Annotated in this window: 18 protein-coding genes; 15 read left to right on the plus strand and 3 right to left on the minus strand. The window is 62.1% G+C overall.

Going from position 1 to position 19,092, the window contains the following annotated elements; translation table 11 throughout:
- The first annotated feature begins 66 nt into the window (after nt 1–66).
- The 8 genes from bamA to M0D66_RS21490 all read left to right on the plus strand — a co-directional run bounded on the left by bamA (nt 67) and on the right by M0D66_RS21490 (nt 8,572).
- Nucleotides 67–2,379, plus strand: coding sequence for an outer membrane protein assembly factor BamA (gene bamA, locus M0D66_RS21455; RefSeq protein ID WP_093633331.1), 2,313 nt, complete (start codon nt 67–69; stop codon nt 2,377–2,379).
- Between the two features lie 74 nt (nt 2,380–2,453).
- Nucleotides 2,454–2,990, plus strand: a complete 537-nt coding sequence (locus M0D66_RS21460; RefSeq protein WP_171925998.1) for an OmpH family outer membrane protein — start codon at nt 2,454–2,456, stop codon at nt 2,988–2,990.
- Between the two features lie 108 nt (nt 2,991–3,098).
- On the plus strand, nt 3,099–4,202 hold the full coding sequence (lpxD, locus tag M0D66_RS21465) for a UDP-3-O-(3-hydroxymyristoyl)glucosamine N-acyltransferase (protein ID WP_266211520.1): 1,104 nt from the start codon (nt 3,099–3,101) through the stop codon (nt 4,200–4,202).
- 244 nt (nt 4,203–4,446) lie between these two features.
- The gene (fabZ, locus tag M0D66_RS21470; protein ID WP_020065638.1) at nt 4,447–4,911 is read left to right on the plus strand and encodes a 3-hydroxyacyl-ACP dehydratase FabZ; all 465 of its coding nucleotides are present in this window, start codon (nt 4,447–4,449) and stop codon (nt 4,909–4,911) included.
- A gap of 94 nt (nt 4,912–5,005) precedes the next feature.
- Nucleotides 5,006–5,794, plus strand: coding sequence for an acyl-ACP--UDP-N-acetylglucosamine O-acyltransferase (gene lpxA, locus M0D66_RS21475; protein WP_093633328.1), 789 nt, complete (start codon nt 5,006–5,008; stop codon nt 5,792–5,794).
- 3 nt (nt 5,795–5,797) lie between these two features.
- On the plus strand, nt 5,798–6,967 hold the full coding sequence (gene lpxB / locus M0D66_RS21480) for a lipid-A-disaccharide synthase (RefSeq protein WP_266211521.1): 1,170 nt from the start codon (nt 5,798–5,800) through the stop codon (nt 6,965–6,967).
- The gene (gene rnhB, locus M0D66_RS21485; RefSeq protein ID WP_093633326.1) at nt 6,964–7,728 is read left to right on the plus strand and encodes a ribonuclease HII; all 765 of its coding nucleotides are present in this window, start codon (nt 6,964–6,966) and stop codon (nt 7,726–7,728) included. The genes lpxB and rnhB overlap by 4 nt, the downstream gene beginning before the upstream one ends.
- 61 nt (nt 7,729–7,789) lie before the next feature.
- Nucleotides 7,790–8,572 carry an RNA methyltransferase gene (locus tag M0D66_RS21490; RefSeq protein ID WP_093633325.1) on the plus strand — a complete coding sequence of 261 codons (783 nt, stop codon included), beginning with the start codon at nt 7,790–7,792 and terminating at the stop codon, nt 8,570–8,572.
- An 81-nt stretch (nt 8,573–8,653) separates the two neighbouring features.
- On the opposite strand, the gene M0D66_RS21495 is transcribed toward M0D66_RS21490, so the two are convergent.
- Entirely contained in the window at nt 8,654–9,469 is an 816-nt protein-coding gene (locus M0D66_RS21495) for a pyruvate, water dikinase regulatory protein (RefSeq protein WP_054035190.1), read from the minus strand.
- A 550-nt stretch (nt 9,470–10,019) separates the two neighbouring features.
- Here M0D66_RS21495 and ppsA point away from each other — a divergent pair.
- The 3 genes from ppsA to M0D66_RS21510 all read left to right on the plus strand — a co-directional run bounded on the left by ppsA (nt 10,020) and on the right by M0D66_RS21510 (nt 14,022).
- Nucleotides 10,020–12,425: a phosphoenolpyruvate synthase gene (ppsA, locus tag M0D66_RS21500; protein ID WP_266211522.1), complete on the plus strand. Its 2,406-nt coding sequence runs from the start codon at nt 10,020–10,022 to the stop codon at nt 12,423–12,425.
- 145 nt (nt 12,426–12,570) lie between these two features.
- Nucleotides 12,571–13,026 carry an NfeD family protein gene (locus tag M0D66_RS21505; RefSeq protein WP_266211523.1) on the plus strand — a complete coding sequence of 152 codons (456 nt, stop codon included), beginning with the start codon at nt 12,571–12,573 and terminating at the stop codon, nt 13,024–13,026.
- Nucleotides 13,027–13,089: 63 nt separating this feature from the next.
- Entirely contained in the window at nt 13,090–14,022 is a 933-nt protein-coding gene (locus M0D66_RS21510; protein WP_200654265.1) for an SPFH domain-containing protein, read from the plus strand.
- 69 nt (nt 14,023–14,091) lie between these two features.
- Here the strand turns inward: M0D66_RS21510 and smpB are convergent, their stop codons facing one another.
- Nucleotides 14,092–14,538, minus strand: coding sequence for an SsrA-binding protein SmpB (gene smpB, locus M0D66_RS21515; protein WP_054035193.1), 447 nt, complete (start codon nt 14,536–14,538; stop codon nt 14,092–14,094).
- A gap of 100 nt (nt 14,539–14,638) precedes the next feature.
- On the opposite strand from smpB, the gene M0D66_RS21520 reads away from it, so the two are divergent.
- Both M0D66_RS21520 and M0D66_RS21525 read left to right on the plus strand, forming a co-directional pair.
- On the plus strand, nt 14,639–15,076 hold the full coding sequence (locus M0D66_RS21520) for a type II toxin-antitoxin system RatA family toxin (RefSeq protein ID WP_028199353.1): 438 nt from the start codon (nt 14,639–14,641) through the stop codon (nt 15,074–15,076).
- Nucleotides 15,073–15,405: an RnfH family protein gene (locus M0D66_RS21525; protein WP_175053161.1), complete on the plus strand. Its 333-nt coding sequence runs from the start codon at nt 15,073–15,075 to the stop codon at nt 15,403–15,405. The genes M0D66_RS21520 and M0D66_RS21525 overlap by 4 nt, the downstream gene beginning before the upstream one ends.
- A 46-nt stretch (nt 15,406–15,451) precedes the next feature.
- Here the strand turns inward: M0D66_RS21525 and M0D66_RS21530 are convergent, their stop codons facing one another.
- Nucleotides 15,452–16,429, minus strand: a complete 978-nt coding sequence (locus M0D66_RS21530; protein WP_266211524.1) for a DMT family transporter — start codon at nt 16,427–16,429, stop codon at nt 15,452–15,454.
- A gap of 357 nt (nt 16,430–16,786) precedes the next feature.
- Here M0D66_RS21530 and guaB point away from each other — a divergent pair, with 357 nt between their 5' ends.
- Together guaB and M0D66_RS21540 are read left to right on the plus strand one after the other, a co-directional pair.
- Entirely contained in the window at nt 16,787–18,247 is a 1,461-nt protein-coding gene (gene guaB / locus M0D66_RS21535; protein WP_054035195.1) for an IMP dehydrogenase, read from the plus strand.
- 6 nt (nt 18,248–18,253) lie between these two features.
- Nucleotides 18,254–18,979 carry a hypothetical protein gene (locus M0D66_RS21540; protein ID WP_266211525.1) on the plus strand — a complete coding sequence of 242 codons (726 nt, stop codon included), beginning with the start codon at nt 18,254–18,256 and terminating at the stop codon, nt 18,977–18,979.
- Nucleotides 18,980–19,092: the final 113 nt, after the last annotated feature.

Consider the following 19,092-nt stretch of genomic DNA (forward strand, 5'->3'; position numbering starts at 1 on the left):
GTGTCTGGCGGCGTTCACGATGGCGACCGCCCGACCTGATGCAGCTATACACACTGGGGAAGCACGTTGTTTAAACCTCATCGCTTTGTTCCAAAGACGGTTATAGCCGCGGCGTTTGCCGCGCATGGGCTGGTTGCTCACGCAACGACGCCCTTCGTGGTGCAAGACATCCGGATCGAGGGATTGCAACGCGTCGAACCCGGTACCGTGTTCGCGTACCTGCCTATCAAGCAAGGCGACACCTTTAGCGACGACAAGGCTTCCGAAGCCATTCGCGCGCTGTACGCCACGGGCTTCTTCAACGACGTCAAGATCGCGACGGAAGGCAATGTCGTCATCGTGCAGGTGCTGGAACGTCCGGCCATCGGCACGATCGACTTCGCCGGCATTCACGAGTTCGACAAGGAAAACCTGACCAAGGCGCTGCGCGCGGTCGGTTTGTCGCAAGGCCGTTATTACGACAAGGCACTCGTCGACAAGGCCGAGCAGGAACTGAAGCGCCAGTACCTGACGCGTGGCTACTACGCCGCCGAAGTCACCACCACGATCACGCCGATCGACCGCAATCGCGTGTCGGTGCTGTTCTCGGTGGCTGAAGGTCCGAGCGCGAAGATCCGCCAGATCAACTTCATCGGCAATAAGGCGTTCAGCACGGGTACGCTGCGCGACGAAATGCAGCTGTCCACGCCGAACTGGTTCTCGTGGTACACGAAGAACGACCTGTACGCGAAAGACAAGCTCACCGGCGACCTCGAAAACGTCCGCTCGTATTACCTGAATCGCGGCTACCTCGAGTTCAACATCGAGTCGACCCAGGTGTCGATCACGCCGGACAAGAAGGACATGTATCTGACGGTCACGCTGCACGAAGGCGAGCCGTACACGATCAACAGCATCAAGCTGGCCGGTAACCTGCTCGACCGCGAGCCGGAGTTGAACAAGCTCATCAAGATCAAACCGGGCGACCGCTTCTCGGCCGAAAAGCTGCAAGCCACCACCAAGTCGATCGTCGACAAGCTCGGCGAATACGGCTACGCGTTCGCTACAGTCAACGCGCAGCCGCAGATCGATCAGGAACACCATAAGGTCGACCTGACGCTGCAAGTGGACCCGAGCCGCCGTGTCTACGTGCGCCGCATCAACGTGGTCGGCAACACGCGCACCCGCGACGAAGTGGTGCGCCGCGAAATGCGCCAGCTCGAAAGCTCGTGGTTCGATTCGAACCGCCTCGCGCTGTCGAAAGACCGGATCAACCGTCTCGGCTACTTTACCGATGTGGACGTGACCACGGTGCCCGTGGAAGGCACGCCCGACCAGGTCGATGTGGACGTCAAGGTGGCCGAAAAGCCGACCGGCGCGATCACGCTGGGCGCCGGTTTCTCGTCGACCGACAAGGTGGTGCTCTCGGCCGGCGTATCGCAGGACAACGTGTTCGGTTCGGGTACGAGTCTCGCGGTGAACGTGAATACCGCCAAGACGTACCGTACCTTGACGGTTACGCAGGTCGACCCGTACTTCACGGTCGACGGCATCAAGCGCATTACCGACGTTTACTACCGTACGTACCAGCCGCTGTACTACTCGACGGATTCGAGCTTCAAGATCGTCACGATCGGTGGTGACTTGAAGTTTGGTATTCCGTTCTCCGAAGTCGACACGGTGTACTTCGGCGCGGGTCTTGAGCAGAACCAGTTGGACGTCGACGCGAACACGCCAGCGTCCTATAAGCAGTACGTCACCGATTTCGGACGCGTTTCGAACAACGTGCCAATTACGGTGGGCTGGTCGCGCGACGCACGAGACAGCGCGCTGGTGCCGAGCCGCGGCTACTTTACGCAGGCGAACGCCGAGTACGGCACGCCGATCGGTGGCACGCAGTACTACAAGGCCGACATCAACGCGCAGTACTATTACTCGTTTTCGCGTGGCTTTGTGCTGGGTTTCAACTTCCAGGGCGGCTACGGTAAGGGCATGGGCGGTAAGCCGTATCCGATTTTCAAGAACTACTACGCAGGTGGTATCGGTTCGGTGCGGGGATATGAGCCTAGCTCGCTGGGTCCGCGTGACGCGACGACGAACGATCCGATCGGCGGCTCGAAGCTGCTGGTGGGTAACATCGAGTTGACGTTCCCGTTGCCGGGCACCGGGTATGATCGCACGCTGCGCGTGTTTACGTTCCTTGACGCAGGTAACGTCTGGGCGGACGCAAGCAGTGCCGCTACGTCGAACGGCGCGAACGGCCTGCGTTACGGCTACGGTGTCGGTCTTGCGTGGATCTCGCCGATCGGCCCGCTCAAGCTCAGCTTGGGCTTCCCGCTCACGAAGCACACGGGCGACCAGTATCAGAAGTTCCAGTTCCAGATCGGGACGGCATTCTGATCCGGCGGAGGGCGGCCCGGGCCTTTACGGGCGGCTTCCGGCGGTGGGCCCGGCCAAACTACAGTATCGAGAGGATGACTTTGCGAACCGGTATGTTTTCGAAACGTGTGGCTTGCGCGCTGGCGCTGGCAATGACGCTGGGTGTCGGCGTAGCAGGGGTCGCGCACGCCCAGGAAGCCAGGATCGCTGCGGTGAATTCGGACCGTATCCTGCGTGAATCGGCTGCCGCGAAGGCTGCACAGGTCAAGCTCGAGGCGGAGTTCGCCAAGCGCGACAAAGACCTGGCCGACATGGCGCAGAAGCTGAAATCGATGTCCGACTCGCTCGACAAGAACGGTGCGTCGATGTCGGCTGCCGATCGCGCGCAGAAGCAGCGCGATCTGTCGCAGCTGGATACGGACTTTCAGCGCAAGCAACGCGAGTTTCGGGAAGACCTGAACCAGCGCCGCAACGAAGAACTGGCGGCGGTGCTCGACCGGGCCAACAAGGTGATCAAACAGATCGCCGAGCAGCAGCACTACGACCTGATCGTTCAGGAAGCGGTGTACGTGAGCCCGCGCATCGACATTACCGATCAGGTGCTCAAGGCGCTGGCGGCCTCGGGTAACTGAGCGTACACGCCGGGCACCGGCCGGGGTGCAGCGCAAGGCCGTAGAACCGACAAGTTGGACTGATTGTGCAGCAACCATCTCGCATGGGATCGGAGACAGAGGATAGGCATGGCATTTACGCTTGAGGACATCGTCCAGCGGTTCGGCGGTGAAGTAGTCGGAGAGGGTTCGCAGCGCGTCGGCAGTCTGGCGCCGCTCGACCAGGCAGGCCCGGACCAGCTGGCGTTCCTCGCCAATCCGAAGTACCTGTCGCAGGTCGAGACGACCCGTGCAGGCGCGGTGTTGATCAACGCCGACGACCTCTCGAAGCTCAGCTCCCTTACTGGCCGTAACTTCATCGTCACGCCGAATCCGTACGCTTACTTCGCGCGCGTCGCGCAGACCTTCATCGACATGGCGGCGCCCAAGGCGGCGCCCGGTGTGCATCCTAGCGCGACGATCGACCCGTCGGCCCAGATTGCCGCAAGCGCGGTGATCGGTCCGCACGTCACGGTGGAAGCGGGCGCGGTGATCGGCGAAAACGTGCGTCTGGACGCTAACGTGGTGATCGGCCGCGGCACGCGTATCGGCGCGGGCTCGCATCTGTATCCGAACGTCGCGGTGTACTACGGCTGCAAAATCGGTGAGCGCGTGATTGTGCACGCCGGCGCGGTGATCGGCTCTGACGGTTTTGGCTTCGCGCCGGATTTCGTCGGAGAAGGTGACGCGCGCACCGGCAGCTGGGTAAAAATTCCGCAGGTCGGCGGCGTGTCGATCGCGGCGGACGTCGAAATCGGTGCGAACACCACCATCGACCGCGGCGCCATGGCCGACACGATCATCGAAGAGTGCGTGAAAATCGACAACCTCGTGCAGATCGGCCACAACTGCAAGGTCGGCGCTTACACCGTGATCGCCGGCTGTGCGGGCATTGCGGGCAGCACCACGATCGGCCGTCATTGCATGATCGGCGGCGCGGTCGGGATCGCGGGGCACGTTACGCTGGCTGACTATGTGATCGTCACGGCGAAGTCGGGCGTCTCGAAGTCCTTGCTGAAGCCTGGCATGTACACCAGCGCATTCCCGGCGGTGAACCATGCCGACTGGAACAAGAGCGCTGCTTTGCTGCGTAACATCGACAAACTTCGCGATCGTATCAAGGCGCTCGAAAATGCCGCTTCGGCAGGCCAGCCGGCCAGCGCGGCAAGCAATTCCGCAGGCGACGAAGCCTGAGACATAAGGCCGACCCGCAGGCAGACCCGCACGCCGACCCGCGGGTCAACCCGCACAACAATCCGCGGGCCAACCGGCCGGTACCGCGTAAAATAGCGGGCAAGCATCAGGAAGCAAAGTCGGTTGCCGTGACCGGGTGGCATGGCCGCCGGGTTTCGGCGAGCGCCGGCAGCACGCGTTACCAACCCACCTGCACCAGCATCCGTAGTCATCATCGCGCAGTCAATGCGTGAGTAGAAACACCATGAGCACCGAAAAAATCAATCTCGACATTCATAAGATTCTCACGCTGCTGCCCCATCGTTACCCGATCCTGCTGGTCGACCGGGTGCTCGAACTCGAGCCGCATAAGAGCATCAAAGCGTTGAAGAACGTGTCGATCAATGAGCCGTATTTCCAGGGTCACTTTCCGACCCGTCCGGTGATGCCCGGCGTGCTGATCCTCGAAGCGCTCGCGCAAACGGCAGCGCTGCTGACGTTTTCGGAAGAGCCGAGTGATCCGTCGAACACGCTGTATCTGTTCGTGGGCATCGACAACGCGCGTTTCAAGCGAGTTGTGGAACCGGGCGATCAGCTGATCCTGAACTGCACGTTCGAGCGTCATATGCGCGGCATCTGGAAGTTCAAGGCGCGCGCCGAAGTGGATGGAGCCGTGGCGGCGGAAGCCGATCTGATGTGCGCGGTGCGGCACACGGACAAAGACGCTTGAAGCCGGTGTCCGGACGGTCAGTCGCTTATCCCAGGCGCTGCGCACTCCGGCTACGCCCATCCAGACAACGCAACAGAATCAGAAGCGAGGACGCATGAGCAGGATTCATCCCACTGCGATCGTCGAACCGGGCGCACAACTCGACGAATCCGTCGAAATCGGACCGTATGCCGTCGTCGGCGCACATGTGACGATCGGTGCACGGACCACGGTCGGTTCGCACAGCGTGATCGAAGGTCACACGACGCTCGGCGAAGACAACCGCATCGGCCACTATGCATCGGTCGGCGGCCGTCCGCAGGACATGAAGTACAGGGACGAGCCGACCCGGCTCGTGATCGGCAATCGCAACACGATCCGTGAATTCACCACGATCCACACCGGCACGGTGCAGGACTCGGGCGTCACCACGCTTGGCGACGACAACTGGATCATGGCCTACGTGCACATCGGCCACGACTGCCACGTCGGCAACAACGTGATTCTGTCGAGCAATGCGCAGATGGCCGGCCACGTGACGATTGGTGACCATGCGATTATCGGCGGCATGTCGGGCGTGCATCAGTTCGTGCGCATTGGTGCGCATTCGATGCTGGGCGGCGCGTCGGCGCTGGTGCAGGACATTCCGCCGTTCGTGATCGCAGCCGGCAACAAGGCCGAGCCGCACGGCATCAACGTCGAAGGTCTGCGCCGCCGCGGTTTCTCCGCGGACGCGATCTCGGCGCTGCGCTCGGCCTACCGCCTGCTGTACAAGAACGGCCTGTCGCTTGAAGAAGCGAAGGTGCAGTTGCGCGAACTCGCAACCGCGGGTGGCGATGGCGATGCGCCGGTACAAACGCTGCTCGCGTTTGTCGAAGCGTCGCAACGCGGCATCATCCGCTAACCGATGGCTTTGAACCCGAGTCCCCTGCGCGTCGCGATGGTGGCAGGCGAGCCGTCCGGCGACCTGCTGGCGGCGTCGCTGCTCGACGGCCTCGCGAGCCGTTTGCCCGCCGGCACCCAGTATTATGGGGTCGGCGGCCCGCGCATGATCGCCACGGGGTTCGACGCCCACTGGCCGATGGAGAAGCTGACGGTGCGCGGCTATGTCGAAGCACTGCGGCATATTCCAGAGATCCTCGGCATCCGCAAGGAACTGAAGCGCCAGTTGCTGGCGGAACCGCCGTCGGTGTTCGTCGGCGTGGACGCGCCCGATTTCAACTTCGGACTCGAGCATCCGTTGCGCGACGCCGGTATTCCGACGGTTCACTTCGTTTGCCCGTCGATCTGGGCGTGGCGAGGTGGGCGCATCAAGAAGATCGCCAAGGCGGTCGACCACATGCTGTGCGTGTTTCCGTTCGAAACGGCGTTGCTGGAAAAGGCCGGCATCGCGGCCTCGTACGTGGGTCATCCGCTTGCCGACGAAATTCCTCTGGTACCCGATACGCTTGGCGCGCGCCGTACGCTCGGTCTTGCCGAAAGCGGCCCGATCATCGCGGTGCTGCCCGGCAGCCGGCGCTCGGAGATCGATCTGATCGGTCCGACGTTCTTTGCCGCGATGGAAATGATGCAGCACCAGGAGCCCAGTTTGCGTTTCGTGATGCCGGCGGCCACGCCCGCACTGCGCGAAATGCTACGGCCGCTGGTCGATGCGCATCCCGGTCTCGCGCTGACCATTACCGACGGCCAGGCGCAAATCGCCATGACGGCGGCCGATGCGATCCTCGTCAAGAGCGGCACGGTGACGCTGGAAGCCGCGCTGCTGAAAAAGCCGATGGTGATCTCGTATAAGGTGCCCTGGCTGACCGGCCAGATCATGCGCCGCCAAGGCTATCTGCCGTATGTCGGCTTGCCGAACATTCTGGCGGGGCGCTTCGTCGTGCCGGAAATTCTGCAGCACTTCGCGACGCCTCAGGTGCTCGCCGAAGCGACGCTGAAACAGTTGCGCGACGAGGCCAACCGGCGCACGCTGACGGAAATCTTCACGGAGATGCATCACGTGCTGAAGCAGAACACCGCGCAACGTGCAGCGGAAGTCGTGGCGAGCATCGTCGAAAAGCGGAAGGCGCGGCCGTGACTACCGCGCGCGCGCCACGCCGCAAGGCTGCGACCGTTGCTGGCGCGGCGGCGCGGCAGGTCGGTCTTGACTTCGAGACGCCGGACGACATCGTCTGCGGCGTCGACGAAGCAGGGCGCGGGCCGCTGGCCGGCCCGGTGGTCGCTGCGGCGGTGATATTCGACCCGTCGAAACCGATGATCCGCGGCCTCGACGATTCGAAAGCGCTCACCGCCAAAAAACGCGACGAACTGTACGACAAGATCGTCGACCGGGCGCTCGCCTACTGCATCGCGTCCGCCAGCGTCGAAGAAATCGATACGCTGAACATCCTGCACGCCACCATGCTGGCGATGAAGCGGGCGGTCGAAGGCCTCTCGGTCGTGCCGACGCTCGTGAAAATCGACGGCAATCGCTGCCCGACGCTGAGCGTTCGCAGCGAGGCGGTGATCGGCGGCGACGCACTGATCAAAAGCATTTCGGCGGCGTCGATTCTCGCCAAGGTCACGCGTGACCGGATGCTGCTCGAATTGCATCAAACCTATCCGGTCTACGGTTTTAACGCGCATGCCGGTTACGGCACGCCGCAGCATCTCGCGGCGCTGCGTGAACATGGGCCCTGCGAGCATCATCGGCGCTCGTTCGCACCGGTGCGCGAAGCGCATCAGCGTTTCGGCACGGCGTTGAAACCACTGCCGGCGGGCGACATGATCGTCGTGTCCGGAACGCTCACCGACGCCATGCTCGACGACGACGCCTTCGGCGAACGCAGCGGCGCGTAAGCGCTGCGCGTTGTCCGGCGCGTCGCCCACTCTTTCCTCATTCTCACTGTCTGCGCTGCCTGTGAAAGCCATCACCTCGCGGGACAATCCGCTCTACAAGCGCCTCAAGGCACTGGCCGGCTCGACGCATCAGCAGCGTCGCAGCGGTCACGCGTTGCTCGAAGGGTTCCATCTCGCGAGCGCATATCTCGACGTCGCCGGGCAGCCGGAAATGTGCATTGTCACCGAGGGCGCGTTGCGCCACGACGAAGCGCAAGCCATCGTGTCGCGCATCGACGAGCACCGTATCGTTACGCTGCCCGATGCATTGTTCGGCCAGGTGTCGAACGTCGTGCACGGTGTCGGGATTCTGCTGCTGGTCGAAAAGCTCGATACACCGTTGCCGGAGAAGGTCGGAGAAACCTGCCTCGTGCTCGATGGCGTGCAGGACGCCGGTAACGTCGGTTCGATTCTGCGCAGCGCGGCGGCCGCCGGTATTCAGCAGGTATTTTGCGCGCCGGGCACCGCGTACGCGTGGTCGTCGAAGGTGTTGCGCTCAGGCATGGGTGCGCATTTCCTGTTGCAAATCCATGAGGATGTCGAGGCGCAGGCATTGATCGAGCGCCTCGCGGTGCCCATCGTCATTACGGATTCGCACGGTGCCGAGGCGATCTACGATTGCGACCTGAGCGGGCCGCTCGCGTGGGTGTTCGGCAACGAAGGGGCGGGCGTCTCGCAGACCTGGCGCGATGCGGTTTCGTTGCGGGTGACGATTCCTCAGCCGGGCGGCATGGAATCGCTGAATGTGGCGGCCGCCGCGGCTGTCTGCGTGTTCGAACAGTGCCGCCAGCAGCGCCGCGCGTGACAGTGCACTGACTTCAGGGCTGAGGCGATCTTCGCGGTCACCTCAGCATCCTGCTCGCACGCCGGTAAAACAGGCCACTGCTCAATAAGCCGGCCGATCCAGCTTGATCTCCTGCAGGATCGTCGTCGCGATCTCCTCGATCGACTTATGCGTCGACGACAACCACTTGACGCCTTCGCGCCGCATCATCGCTTCCGCCTCGTTGATCTCGTAACGGCAATTTTCCGGCGCGGCGTACTTGCTGCCCGGACGGCGCTCGTTACGGATCTCCGACAGCCGCTGCGGATCGATCGACAAACCAAACATCTTCTGCCGATGCGCCAATAGCGGCGTAGGCAGCTTGCCGCGCTCGAAGTCTTCCGGAATCAGCGGATAGTTGGCCGCTTTCACGCCGTACTGCATGGCCAGATACAGGCTCGTCGGCGTCTTGCCGCTGCGCGACACGCCCACCAGAATCACGTCGGCATCGGCCAGATTGCGGTTCGATTGACCGTCGTCGTGGGCGAGCGAGAAGTTGATCGCCTCGATCCGGTTCTTGTATTCCTCGGTATCGGCGTTCTGGTGGCCGCGGCCCATCGCGTGGCTCGACTTGAGCTCCAGCTCCTGCTCGAGCGGCTCGACGAAGGTCTGAAACATATCCAGCACGAGCGCATTCGAACCTTTGACGATCTGATTCGACGCGCTGTCCACCAGCGTCGTGAAGACGATCGGACGGCGGCCGTCCTGCTGGATCGCTTCGTTGATCTTTTCTAGCGTGGCGTAGGCTTTTTCCGTCGAGTCGACGAAGGGCACGCGAACCAGGCGGAATTTCTGGTCGAACTGGGAGAGGATCGAATGCGCGAAGGTTTCGGCAGTGATCCCGGTACCGTCGGAGACGATGAATACGGTGGGCGGCATCAGTGGGGCTGGGGAACGTGAGCGGAAAAAAGCGCTCGAATGAAACATCGCTGCATGGATGTCGCTGCACGGTGGCTAACCGGAGATTGCAGCGGCGTCATGTCAGCGCGCCGTGGGCACCGCAATTGCGTCCGGAAGGTAGTGGGTCCTCGCGAGAGCCTCGCAGGAGCCCGTCAGCCGGTCCGGGGCGCGATTCGAGGCGCAATTCTCGTCCGACTGTCACATTTTGAGAGTCGGCACGGTAGAATAGCGGCAACCTGTTGGATAAGCAATTGCAGGCGATTGGCGTCTAACTTACTGCGAACGGTCGGTCAACGCCACGCTTTGCGCCGGTAACTTGCGGCAAATTGAGAGATCAGGGTGGATCGATCGGTAATTTCGTCCAACCGCTTTCTACGTCGTGCATCCGGCGCTTTTTGGCCCGCGCGGCCATTTGCAGCGATTGTTTCTCCAACAGGTTGTGCAAGACGCGAGGTCACGCTTCCAATGGGCGTCTCGCGTTCAAGCCCACTTGCACAGCCGTGAATTTCTTTCACACTTAGGGGCTTGTATGACTAACGCAGTTACCGTCGCAAAGGAAGAGGCGTATGTAGTTCCGTTCGAGCAGTTGCGGATGACCGATGTGGAGATTGTCGGCGGCAAGAATGCGTCGCTTGGCGAGATGATCAGTCAGCTCGCCGAAGCAGGCGTGCGCGTGCCGACTGGCTTCGCCACTACGGCGCTGGCTTTCCGTGACTTCCTGCATCACAACAATCTGACCGAACGCATCGCCAAACGTCTCGAAACGCTCGACGTCGACGACGTGAAAGCGCTCGCCGAAGCGGGCAAGGAGATCCGTCAATGGATCGTCGACGCCCCGATGCAGCCGCGTCTCGAAGCGGATATCCGCGCAGGCTTCGACACCCTGCAAAACAGCTCGCCTGAAGAGTTGTCGTTTGCCGTGCGTTCGTCGGCAACGGCAGAAGACTTGCCGGACGCATCGTTCGCGGGTCAACAGGAAAGCTATCTCAACGTGGTCGGCATCGACGAGGTGCTCGATCGCATGAAGCACGTGTTCGCGTCGCTGTACAACGACCGTGCCATCTCCTATCGCGTCCACAAGGGCTTCGCCCACGCTGAAGTCGCGTTGTCGGCTGGTGTGCAGCGCATGGTGCGTTCGGACGTCGGCGCGGCGGGCGTGATGTTCACGCTGGACACGGAATCGGGCTTCAAGGACGCAGTCTTCATCACGTCGAGCTACGGCCTGGGTGAAACGGTCGTGCAGGGCGCCGTGAATCCGGACGAGTTCTACGTCTTCAAGACCACGCTCGCACAAGGCAAGTACCCGATCATCCGCCGCTCGATCGGCTCGAAGCTGATCAAGATGGAATTCACCAAGGCGGGCGAAGAAGGCCGCGTGAAGACCGTCGACGTCGCGCACGAGCAGCGCAACCGTTTCTCGATCACCGACGAAGACGTGATCGAGCTCGCGAAATACGCCGTCATCATTGAAAAGCACTACGAGCGTCCGATGGACATCGAGTGGGGCAAGGACGGCCGCGACGGCAAGATCTTCATCCTGCAGGCGCGCCCGGAAACGGTGAAGAGCCAGGCAGCGGGCAAGGCCGAGCAACGCTTCAAGCTGAAGGGCCAATCGAACGTGCTGACTACCGGCCGCGCAATCGGCCAGAAGATCGGTGCGGGTCCGGTGCGTGTGATTCACGATCCGTCGGAAATGGACCGTGTGCAGCCGGGCGACGTGCTGGTGGCCGACATGACCGACCCCAACTGGGAACCGGTGATGAAGCGCGCCTCCGCAATCGTCACGAACCGTGGCGGCCGTACCTGCCACGCGGCAATTATCGCGCGTGAACTGGGCGTGCCCGCGGTGGTCGGCTGCGGCGACGCGACCGACGTGCTGAAGGACGGCGCGCTGGTGACCGTGTCCTGCGCGGAAGGCGACGAAGGCAAGATCTACGACGGTCTGCTCGAAACCGAAATCACCGAAGTGCAGCGCGGCGAATTGCCGTCGATTCCGGTGAAGATCATGATGAACGTCGGCAACCCGCAACTGGCTTTCGACTTCTCGCAACTGCCGAACGCAGGCGTGGGTCTCGCGCGGCTCGAGTTCATCATCAACAACAACATCGGCGTTCACCCGAAGGCGATTCTCGAGTACCCGAACATCGATCAGGACCTGAAGAAGGCCGTGGAAAGTGTGGCACGTGGCCATGCATCGCCGCGCGCGTTCTACGTCGACAAGCTGACCGAAGGCATCGCAACGATCGCAGCGGCGTTCTATCCGAAGCCCGTGATCGTGCGTCTGTCGGACTTCAAGTCGAACGAGTACAAGAAGCTGATCGGCGGTTCGCGTTACGAGCCGGACGAAGAAAACCCGATGCTGGGCTTCCGTGGCGCGTCGCGCTACATCGCTGACGACTTCGCCGAAGCGTTCCAGATGGAATGCATCGCGCTGAAGAAGGTGCGTGAAGAGATGGGCCTCGACAACGTCGAGATCATGGTGCCGTTCGTGCGTACGCTGAAGCAGGCGGAACGCGTGGTCGGGCTGCTGGAGAAGTTCGGCCTGAAGCGCGGTGAAAAGGGCTTGCGCCTGATCATGATGTGCGAAGTGCCGTCGAACGCGATTCTCGCCGAAGAATTCCTGCAATTCTTCGACGGCTTCTCGATCGGTTCGAACGACCTGACGCAGCTCACGCTCGGCCTCGACCGCGACTCCGGCATGGAACTGCTGGCAGTCGATTTCGACGAACGCGATCCGGCCGTCAAGTTCCTGTTGAAGCGCGCGATCGATACGTGCCTGCGACTGAACAAGTACGTCGGCATCTGCGGCCAGGGTCCTTCGGATCATCCGGACTTTGCGCAATGGCTGACCGACGAAGGCATCAAGTCGATCTCGCTGAACCCGGACTCGATCGTCGAGACGTGGCAGCAACTGGCGAAATCGCTGGTGAAGTAATCGAGCCCAATAAGCAGTGTGCATAAAGGGTGGTGCGGTATGTCAAAAGCACGTAAAAGCGTGCTGCACCGCCCGGTAATATGCACCTGCTTCGTGCTATAAACACCCCGGTAGATCCGGGGTGTTTTGCTTTGTGGAGATCAACATGGCGCCAGGTGGATTGTTCTGGTGGATCGGGGCAGGTGTGCTGATCGTGCTGGAATTGATCAGCGGCACTTTCTATTTGCTGATGATCGCGTTGGGTTGTGTCGCGGCCGCCATTGCGCATATGGCGGGCGCCGCTGCCGATGTGCAGTTCGCGGTTGCGGCTGTGGTGGCGCTGGCGGCGGTCCTGGTGCTGCGGCGTTCGCGCTTTGGCCGCAGGACGCGTAAAGAGGCGTCGAAGAACCCTGACGTCAATCTGGACATCGGCCAGACGTTGAACGTGCCGGCGTGGCACGAGCGCCGGGCGCGTGTCAACTACCGCGGGGCTGCATGGGACGTCGAACTGGCCGCGGGCGAGCCCGAAGATGCTCAGCTCTATGAAATCGCCGAGATGCGCGGCAGTTGCCTTGTCGTCGTGGCCAGCCGGTCGGCGAAAGCAAGAGCAACCGCGGCCTGAGCGCGCGCCAATGCGCGCACAGCGCCATGCATAACTATTCGAACTACGGACCGGAGGTCAGTCATGGATTCAACCATTGTCGGGGCGGTGCTTCTGCTTATCGTGATCGTGCTGGCGGCGCAGACGCTCAAGATCGTGCCGCAGCAGCATGCGTGGGTGCTGGAGCGGCTCGGCCGCTATCACCGCACGCTGACGCCGGGCCTGAGCTTCGCGTTTCCGTTTGTCGACCGGATTGCGTACAAGCACATCCTCAAGGAAATCCCGCTCGAAGTGCCGAGCCAGGTGTGCATTACGCGCGACAACACGCAATTGCAGGTGGATGGCGTGCTGTATTTCCAGGTCACCGATCCGATGAAGGCGTCGTACGGTTCGAGCAACTTCGTGTTCGCGATTACACAGTTGTCGCAGACCACGCTGCGCTCCGTGATCGGCAAACTCGAACTCGACAAGACGTTTGAAGAGCGCGACTTCATCAACCACAGCATCGTGTCGTCGCTCGATGAAGCGGCGTCGAACTGGGGTGTCAAGGTGCTGCGCTACGAGATCAAGGACCTGACGCCGCCCAAGGAAATTCTTCACGCCATGCAGGCGCAGATCACCGCCGAGCGCGAGAAGCGCGCGCTGATCGCGGCATCCGAAGGGCGTAAGCAGGAACAGATCAATATTGCCTCGGGCGGGCGCGAGGCGTCGATCCAGAAGTCCGAAGGCGAGCGGCAGGCGGCGATCAATCAGGCGCAAGGTCAGGCTGCGGCGATTCTGGCGGTGGCTGAGGCTAACTCACAGGCGATTCAGAAGATCGCTGCGGCCATTCAATCGAACGGCGGGATGGAAGCGGTGAATCTGAAGGTGGCCGAGCAGTATGTGAATGCATTCGGTAACCTGGCAAAGCAGGGCACCACCTTGATCGTGCCGGGCAACCTGGCGGATATGAGTTCGATGATCGCGTCGGCGTTGACCATCGTGAATAAGGGGAAGGGCACGGTCGACGCGCGCTGATTGACGTTCTTCCTTGCCGAATGAAAATGGCCCGCAAATTTGCGGGCCATTTCTCGTTGAATCGCCGTTTTACGACGGCGAGCGCATCAGGCGCGCCTTCTCGCGTTCCCAATCGCGCTTCTTCTCGGTTTCGCGCTTGTCGTGCTGCTTCTTACCCTTGGCGAGGCCGATCTCGCATTTGACGCGACCACCCTTGTAATGAAAGTTCAACGGCACGAGCGTATAACCACGCTGCTCGACCTTGCCGATCAGTTTGCTGATTTCTTCGGCGTGCAGCAGCAGCTTGCGCGTGCGCACCGGGTCCGGATTGATGTGCGTCGAGGCTTCGGGCAGCGGGCTGATGTGCGTGCCGATCAGGAACAGTTCGTTATTCTTGATGACCACGTAGCCTTCCTTGATCTGGCCACGGCCGGCGCGCAAGGCTTTGACCTCCCATCCTTCGAGCACGAGCCCCGCTTCGTAGCGTTCTTCGACCGAGTAGTCGTAGAAGGCTTTTCTGTTGTCAATGATGCTCATGAATGGAAAGTGCCCAACTCGTTTAAAATCACGATTTTAGCAAAGCGGGGCAAGGAAAGCCCGCAGCGCTTGTCCACCCTTGCCACGCGTTGTTCAATTTATGGCAGATGTCCAGAAAACCGTGTTGATCCGCCATTCGGCGGAACAGATGTTCGACCTCGTCACCGACGTCGCCGATTACCCCAACTTCCTGCCTTGGTGCGGGGGAGTCGAAATCCGCCGCCAGGACGAAACCGGCATGGAGGCGAAGATCGATATCAACTTCAAGGGCATCAAGCAGCATTTCGCCACGCGCAACAGCATGGAGCGGCCCACGCGCATCGATATGGAGTTCGCGGACGGCCCGTTTCGCAAATTCACCGGCTTCTGGCGTTTCACGCCGCTGCGGGCCGACGCCTGCAAGATCGAATTCGCGTTGCACTACGAATTCACCAATATCATCCTCGAGAAGATCATCGGGCCGGTGTTCAGCCACATTGCCAACACCTTCGTCGAATCGTTCGTGAAGCGCGCCGATCAGCGCTACGGTAAGGCATGAGCGCGCGCTTGTCGATTGAAGTCTGCTACGCGCTTGCCAATGAGCAGGCGCTGATTGCCGTGGACTTGCCGGAAGGCGCCACGCTGCAGCAGGCGATAGACGCGAGCGGTATCTTGCAGCGTTATCCGCAGATCGATCTGGGCATGCAGAAGGTCGGCGTGTTCGGCAAGCTCAAGCCATTGGATACGGTGCTTGCCGACCATGATCGTGTTGAGATTTATCGGCCGCTGCTGGTGGATCCGAAGCTGTCGCGTCAACGGCGCGTCGAGAAGACCCGCAAGGCGGGCTCGATTGAAGGGCGTCGTTGGCTGAACAAGGATTCGCGCTAGGCCCGTCCCGTGGCTGCGGCGAGGCGGCGCCTCGTTCTCAATCGTCTCAATGCACCGAAGGCTGCGCCTTCTCCTCAAGCGACGCCACCCCGGACGTATCGTCGTCCGCATGCTGGCGCACCGACCAGCACACCCCTGCCACCAGCAGCAGGATCGCCGCCGTCTCCAGCGGGCGCGGCAGGCGCTGGTCGTAGATAAACGCGTAGAGCAGCGCGAAAAGCGTCTCGAACACGATCATCTGGCCGGACAGCGTGAGCGGCAGCCGTTTCGACGCGGCATTCCACAGCCCATTGCCGAGCCACGACGCGCCGACGGCGAGGCCCAGATTCAGCATCCAGAAGGTGTGCCAGCGCTCGTCGCCGACCGGTCCTTGCAGGTTCTCGGACGGCATGACGGCGACCACCAGCCACAATCCCGCGCCGAGCGCGCCGGTGACCACACCCCACAGCACCGACCACTCGTTGCCGCTGAAATGCTTCTGACGCTGCAGATACCGGGCGTTTTCGACCGCGAACCAGGTCCAGCAGGCAAGCGCGCCGACTGCGCAGGCGAGGCCAAGGAGCTTGGTCGCGATAGTGACGGGCGTGCTGTCCGCTACCGTGAAGACGTCGATATTGATGCAGGCGATGCCGGCCACCACCAGCGCAAGCGGCCATGCGAGGCGGGCGAGCGGCACGGCACCGTGATCGCGCCGACCGAGCAGCGTCACCGTGACCGGCAGCACGCCGACGATCAGCGAAGCCGGCGCGATGCCGGTCATATGGACCGCGGCGGTTAGCAGCAGGTAATAGAGCAGGTTGCCGGCCAGCGCCAGTTTGACCAGTGCGCCGAGATCCTCACGGGTCAGTCGTTTGACGAGCGAGCGCCCCATCGGCAGCGCGGCGGCCAGCGAGACGATGCCGTACATCGTGTAACGGCCGGCGCTCAACAGCAGCGGCGAGAAATCGGGCAGCACGCGCGGCACCAGAAACACCATGCCCCATAAGGCCCCGGCCATTACTCCATATGCCACACCGCGCTGCATCGACTGCCCCTGCAAGAAAACTGGAATGGTCGGCAGAATAGCCGTTCGACGGGCAGGGCGTCTTGTTTGATTCTGCATTTCGGCGGTTTTATCCGGCGTGTTCAGGCGCTTTTTAACTTCCACGCGATGGCCCGGCGCCGCTCAAGCCCCCGAAATACCCATTCCCGAACCGGGTGGGGCGTCCATGCGCCCGAACGCGCAAACGAAACCGGATCGAACTCGAGGCGAACGCAGAAGCGAAATCGAAGGGTACAAAGTCACGAAAAAAATCCCCTGAAATTCGCTAAGCTGCTGTTAGTGCAGTGAAAACCAGGGAGGTATCGCGTATAATTCGCTTTTGCGCCTATAGGATTTGCCATGCGTCTGATCCAAACAGCACTCACGTTCGATGACGTGCTCCTCGTCCCGGCTTTCTCCGATGTTCTGCCGCGCGACACCAGCCTCAAGACCCGGCTGACCCGCAACATCTCCCTGAATATGCCGCTCGTGTCCGCCGCTATGGACACTGTCACCGAAGCTCGTCTCGCAATCGCGATGGCGCAAATGGGTGGCGTGGGCATCATCCACAAGAATCTCACGCCGGCCGAACAGGCGCGTGAAGTTGCCAAGGTCAAGCGCTTCGAATCGGGCGTCGTGCGCGATCCGATCACCGTGCCGCCGCAAATGAAGGTGCGCGACGTCATTGCGCTGTCCCGCCAGCATGGCATTTCGGGTTTCCCGGTCGTCGAAGGCTCGCAACTGATCGGTATCGTCACGAACCGTGACTTGCGCTTCGAAGAGCGTCTGGATGAGCCGGTGCGCAACATCATGACGCCGCGTGAGCGCCTCGTCACCGTCAAGGAAGGCACGCCGCTCGCCGAAGCCAAGGCGCTGATGCATAGCCACCGCCTCGAGCGCGTGCTGGTCATCAACGACGCATTCGAACTGCGCGGCCTGATGACGGTAAAAGACATCACCAAGCAAACCGAACACCCGGACGCGTGTAAAGACGAACACGGCAAGCTGCGCGCAGGCGCGGCGGTCGGTGTGGGCGAAGACAACGAAGAGCGTGTCGAACTGCTGGTGCAGGCCGGCGTGGACGTGATCGTCGTCGACACGGCGCACGGCCACAGCAAGGGCGTGCTCGAGCGCGTCAAGTGGGTCAAGCAGAAATTCCCGCATGTCGAAGTGATCGGCGGCAACATCGCTACCGCTGCGGCAGCCAAGGCGCTTGTCGAGTACGGCGCAGACGGCGTGAAGGTCGGTATCGGCCCGGGCTCGATCTGCACGACGCGTATCGTTGCCGGCGTGGGCGTGCCGCAGGTCACCGCGATCTCGAACGTGTCGGAAGCGCTGAAGGGCACGGGCGTGCCGGTCATCGCCGACGGCGGCGTGCGTTTCTCGGGCGACGTCAGCAAGGCGCTGGCCGCCGGTGCGAATTCCGTGATGATGGGCAGCATGTTCGCAGGCACCGAAGAAGCGCCGGGCGACGTGTTCCTGTTCCAGGGCCGTCAGTACAAGTCGTACCGTGGCATGGGTTCGGTCGGCGCGATGAAAGACGGCGCGGCAGACCGCTACTTCCAGGACAACTCCGCGAACATCGACAAGCTGGTGCCGGAAGGTATCGAAGGCCGCGTCGCCTACAAGGGCTCGGTTAACGCGATCCTGTTCCAGCTGATCGGCGGCGTGCGCGCCAGCATGGGGTACTGCGGTTGCCGCACGATCGCGGAGATGAACGACAAGGCCGAGTTCGTGCAGATCACGGGCGCGGGCTTGCGCGAATCGCACGTGCATGACGTGCAGATCACCAAGGAAGCGCCCAACTACCACGTGGACTAAACGCCAATGAAGCCATTGCTGCGCGCTGTACTCATCCTCGATGCACTGTTGCTGCTTGCGTTCGGCCTGCTGTTTCTGCTGACGCCCTGGACTTCGTTGTACAACGCGCTGCTTCTGGTGCAAACCCAGCCGGCTCTGGTCGGCCAGGGGTTTGGCGTGGCGCTGATCGGGCTCGCGTGGCTTGCTTTGCACGCGTCTATCGACGGTTCGCTCACGTCGACGGTCGCCAAGGTCGTCGGCCATGTGAACTGGCTGACCGGCGTGCTGATGCTGGTCTGGCTGCTCGGGCTGCATACGCCGGCGCTGACCGGCTTCGGGCAGATCATCGCGGTGCTGACCGGTGTGGTGCTGCTGGTGGTTGGCCTCGGTGGTGTGCGCCTGTCCGGCGCGGTGCGGCGGCGTGAGAGGGGGCGGCTGGTTGAAGCCGCTGCTGCTGAGCGCGCCGAAAAGCAGGCCGCGAAAGATGCCGCCAAAGACGCGGCCAACAGGCGCGACGCCGGTCGCGTAACGGCGGAGCCGGTCTATCGCGCGGAGCCGGTCGTCGAGCCCGTTGTGCCGGTCACACGGCCCGTCAGTCCAGTTTCGGCTGCGCCGGTCTACCCGGCGGTCGACGAACCGGGTCTGACGGCCTCTGAACGCGCCGCACGCGCCGATGCTGCAGCCGCGCGCGACGATGCCCGTAACGCCGCTGCCGACGCACCTGGTGCGCCCCGGCCGCCGTTTCATGGCTGACGCGCCAAGCGCCAGAACGCCTGCCGAAGCAACCGGATTCCGTTCGCGCGCGCCGCAGGCAAGTGCCTGCGGTGCTGAATGCTCCAGCGCGCTTCACCGTCACGCTTCATGCT

The sequence above is a fragment of the Paraburkholderia sp. SECH2 genome (genome assembly GCF_030464795.1).
Taxonomy (GTDB): domain Bacteria; phylum Pseudomonadota; class Gammaproteobacteria; order Burkholderiales; family Burkholderiaceae; genus Paraburkholderia; species Paraburkholderia aspalathi.

Excerpts from the sequence above, each read along its gene's own strand:
- M0D66_RS21460 (WP_171925998.1), top strand. The coding sequence starts at position 2,454 with ATGACTTTGCGAACCGGTATGTTTTCGAAACGTGTGGCTTGCGCGCTG.
- lpxD (WP_266211520.1), top strand. The coding sequence starts at position 3,099 with ATGGCATTTACGCTTGAGGACATCGTCCAGCGGTTCGGCGGTGAAGTA.
- fabZ (WP_020065638.1), top strand. The coding sequence starts at position 4,447 with ATGAGCACCGAAAAAATCAATCTCGACATTCATAAGATTCTCACGCTG.
- lpxA (WP_093633328.1), top strand. The coding sequence starts at position 5,006 with ATGAGCAGGATTCATCCCACTGCGATCGTCGAACCGGGCGCACAACTC.
- lpxB (WP_266211521.1), top strand. The coding sequence starts at position 5,798 with ATGGCTTTGAACCCGAGTCCCCTGCGCGTCGCGATGGTGGCAGGCGAG.
- M0D66_RS21495 (WP_054035190.1), bottom strand. The coding sequence starts at position 9,469 with ATGCCGCCCACCGTATTCATCGTCTCCGACGGTACCGGGATCACTGCC.
- ppsA (WP_266211522.1), top strand. The coding sequence starts at position 10,020 with ATGACTAACGCAGTTACCGTCGCAAAGGAAGAGGCGTATGTAGTTCCG.
- M0D66_RS21505 (WP_266211523.1), top strand. The coding sequence starts at position 12,571 with ATGGCGCCAGGTGGATTGTTCTGGTGGATCGGGGCAGGTGTGCTGATC.
- M0D66_RS21510 (WP_200654265.1), top strand. The coding sequence starts at position 13,090 with ATGGATTCAACCATTGTCGGGGCGGTGCTTCTGCTTATCGTGATCGTG.
- smpB (WP_054035193.1), bottom strand. The coding sequence starts at position 14,538 with ATGAGCATCATTGACAACAGAAAAGCCTTCTACGACTACTCGGTCGAA.
- M0D66_RS21520 (WP_028199353.1), top strand. The coding sequence starts at position 14,639 with ATGGCAGATGTCCAGAAAACCGTGTTGATCCGCCATTCGGCGGAACAG.
- M0D66_RS21525 (WP_175053161.1), top strand. The coding sequence starts at position 15,073 with ATGAGCGCGCGCTTGTCGATTGAAGTCTGCTACGCGCTTGCCAATGAG.
- M0D66_RS21530 (WP_266211524.1), bottom strand. The coding sequence starts at position 16,429 with ATGCAGCGCGGTGTGGCATATGGAGTAATGGCCGGGGCCTTATGGGGC.
- guaB (WP_054035195.1), top strand. The coding sequence starts at position 16,787 with ATGCGTCTGATCCAAACAGCACTCACGTTCGATGACGTGCTCCTCGTC.
- M0D66_RS21540 (WP_266211525.1), top strand. The coding sequence starts at position 18,254 with ATGAAGCCATTGCTGCGCGCTGTACTCATCCTCGATGCACTGTTGCTG.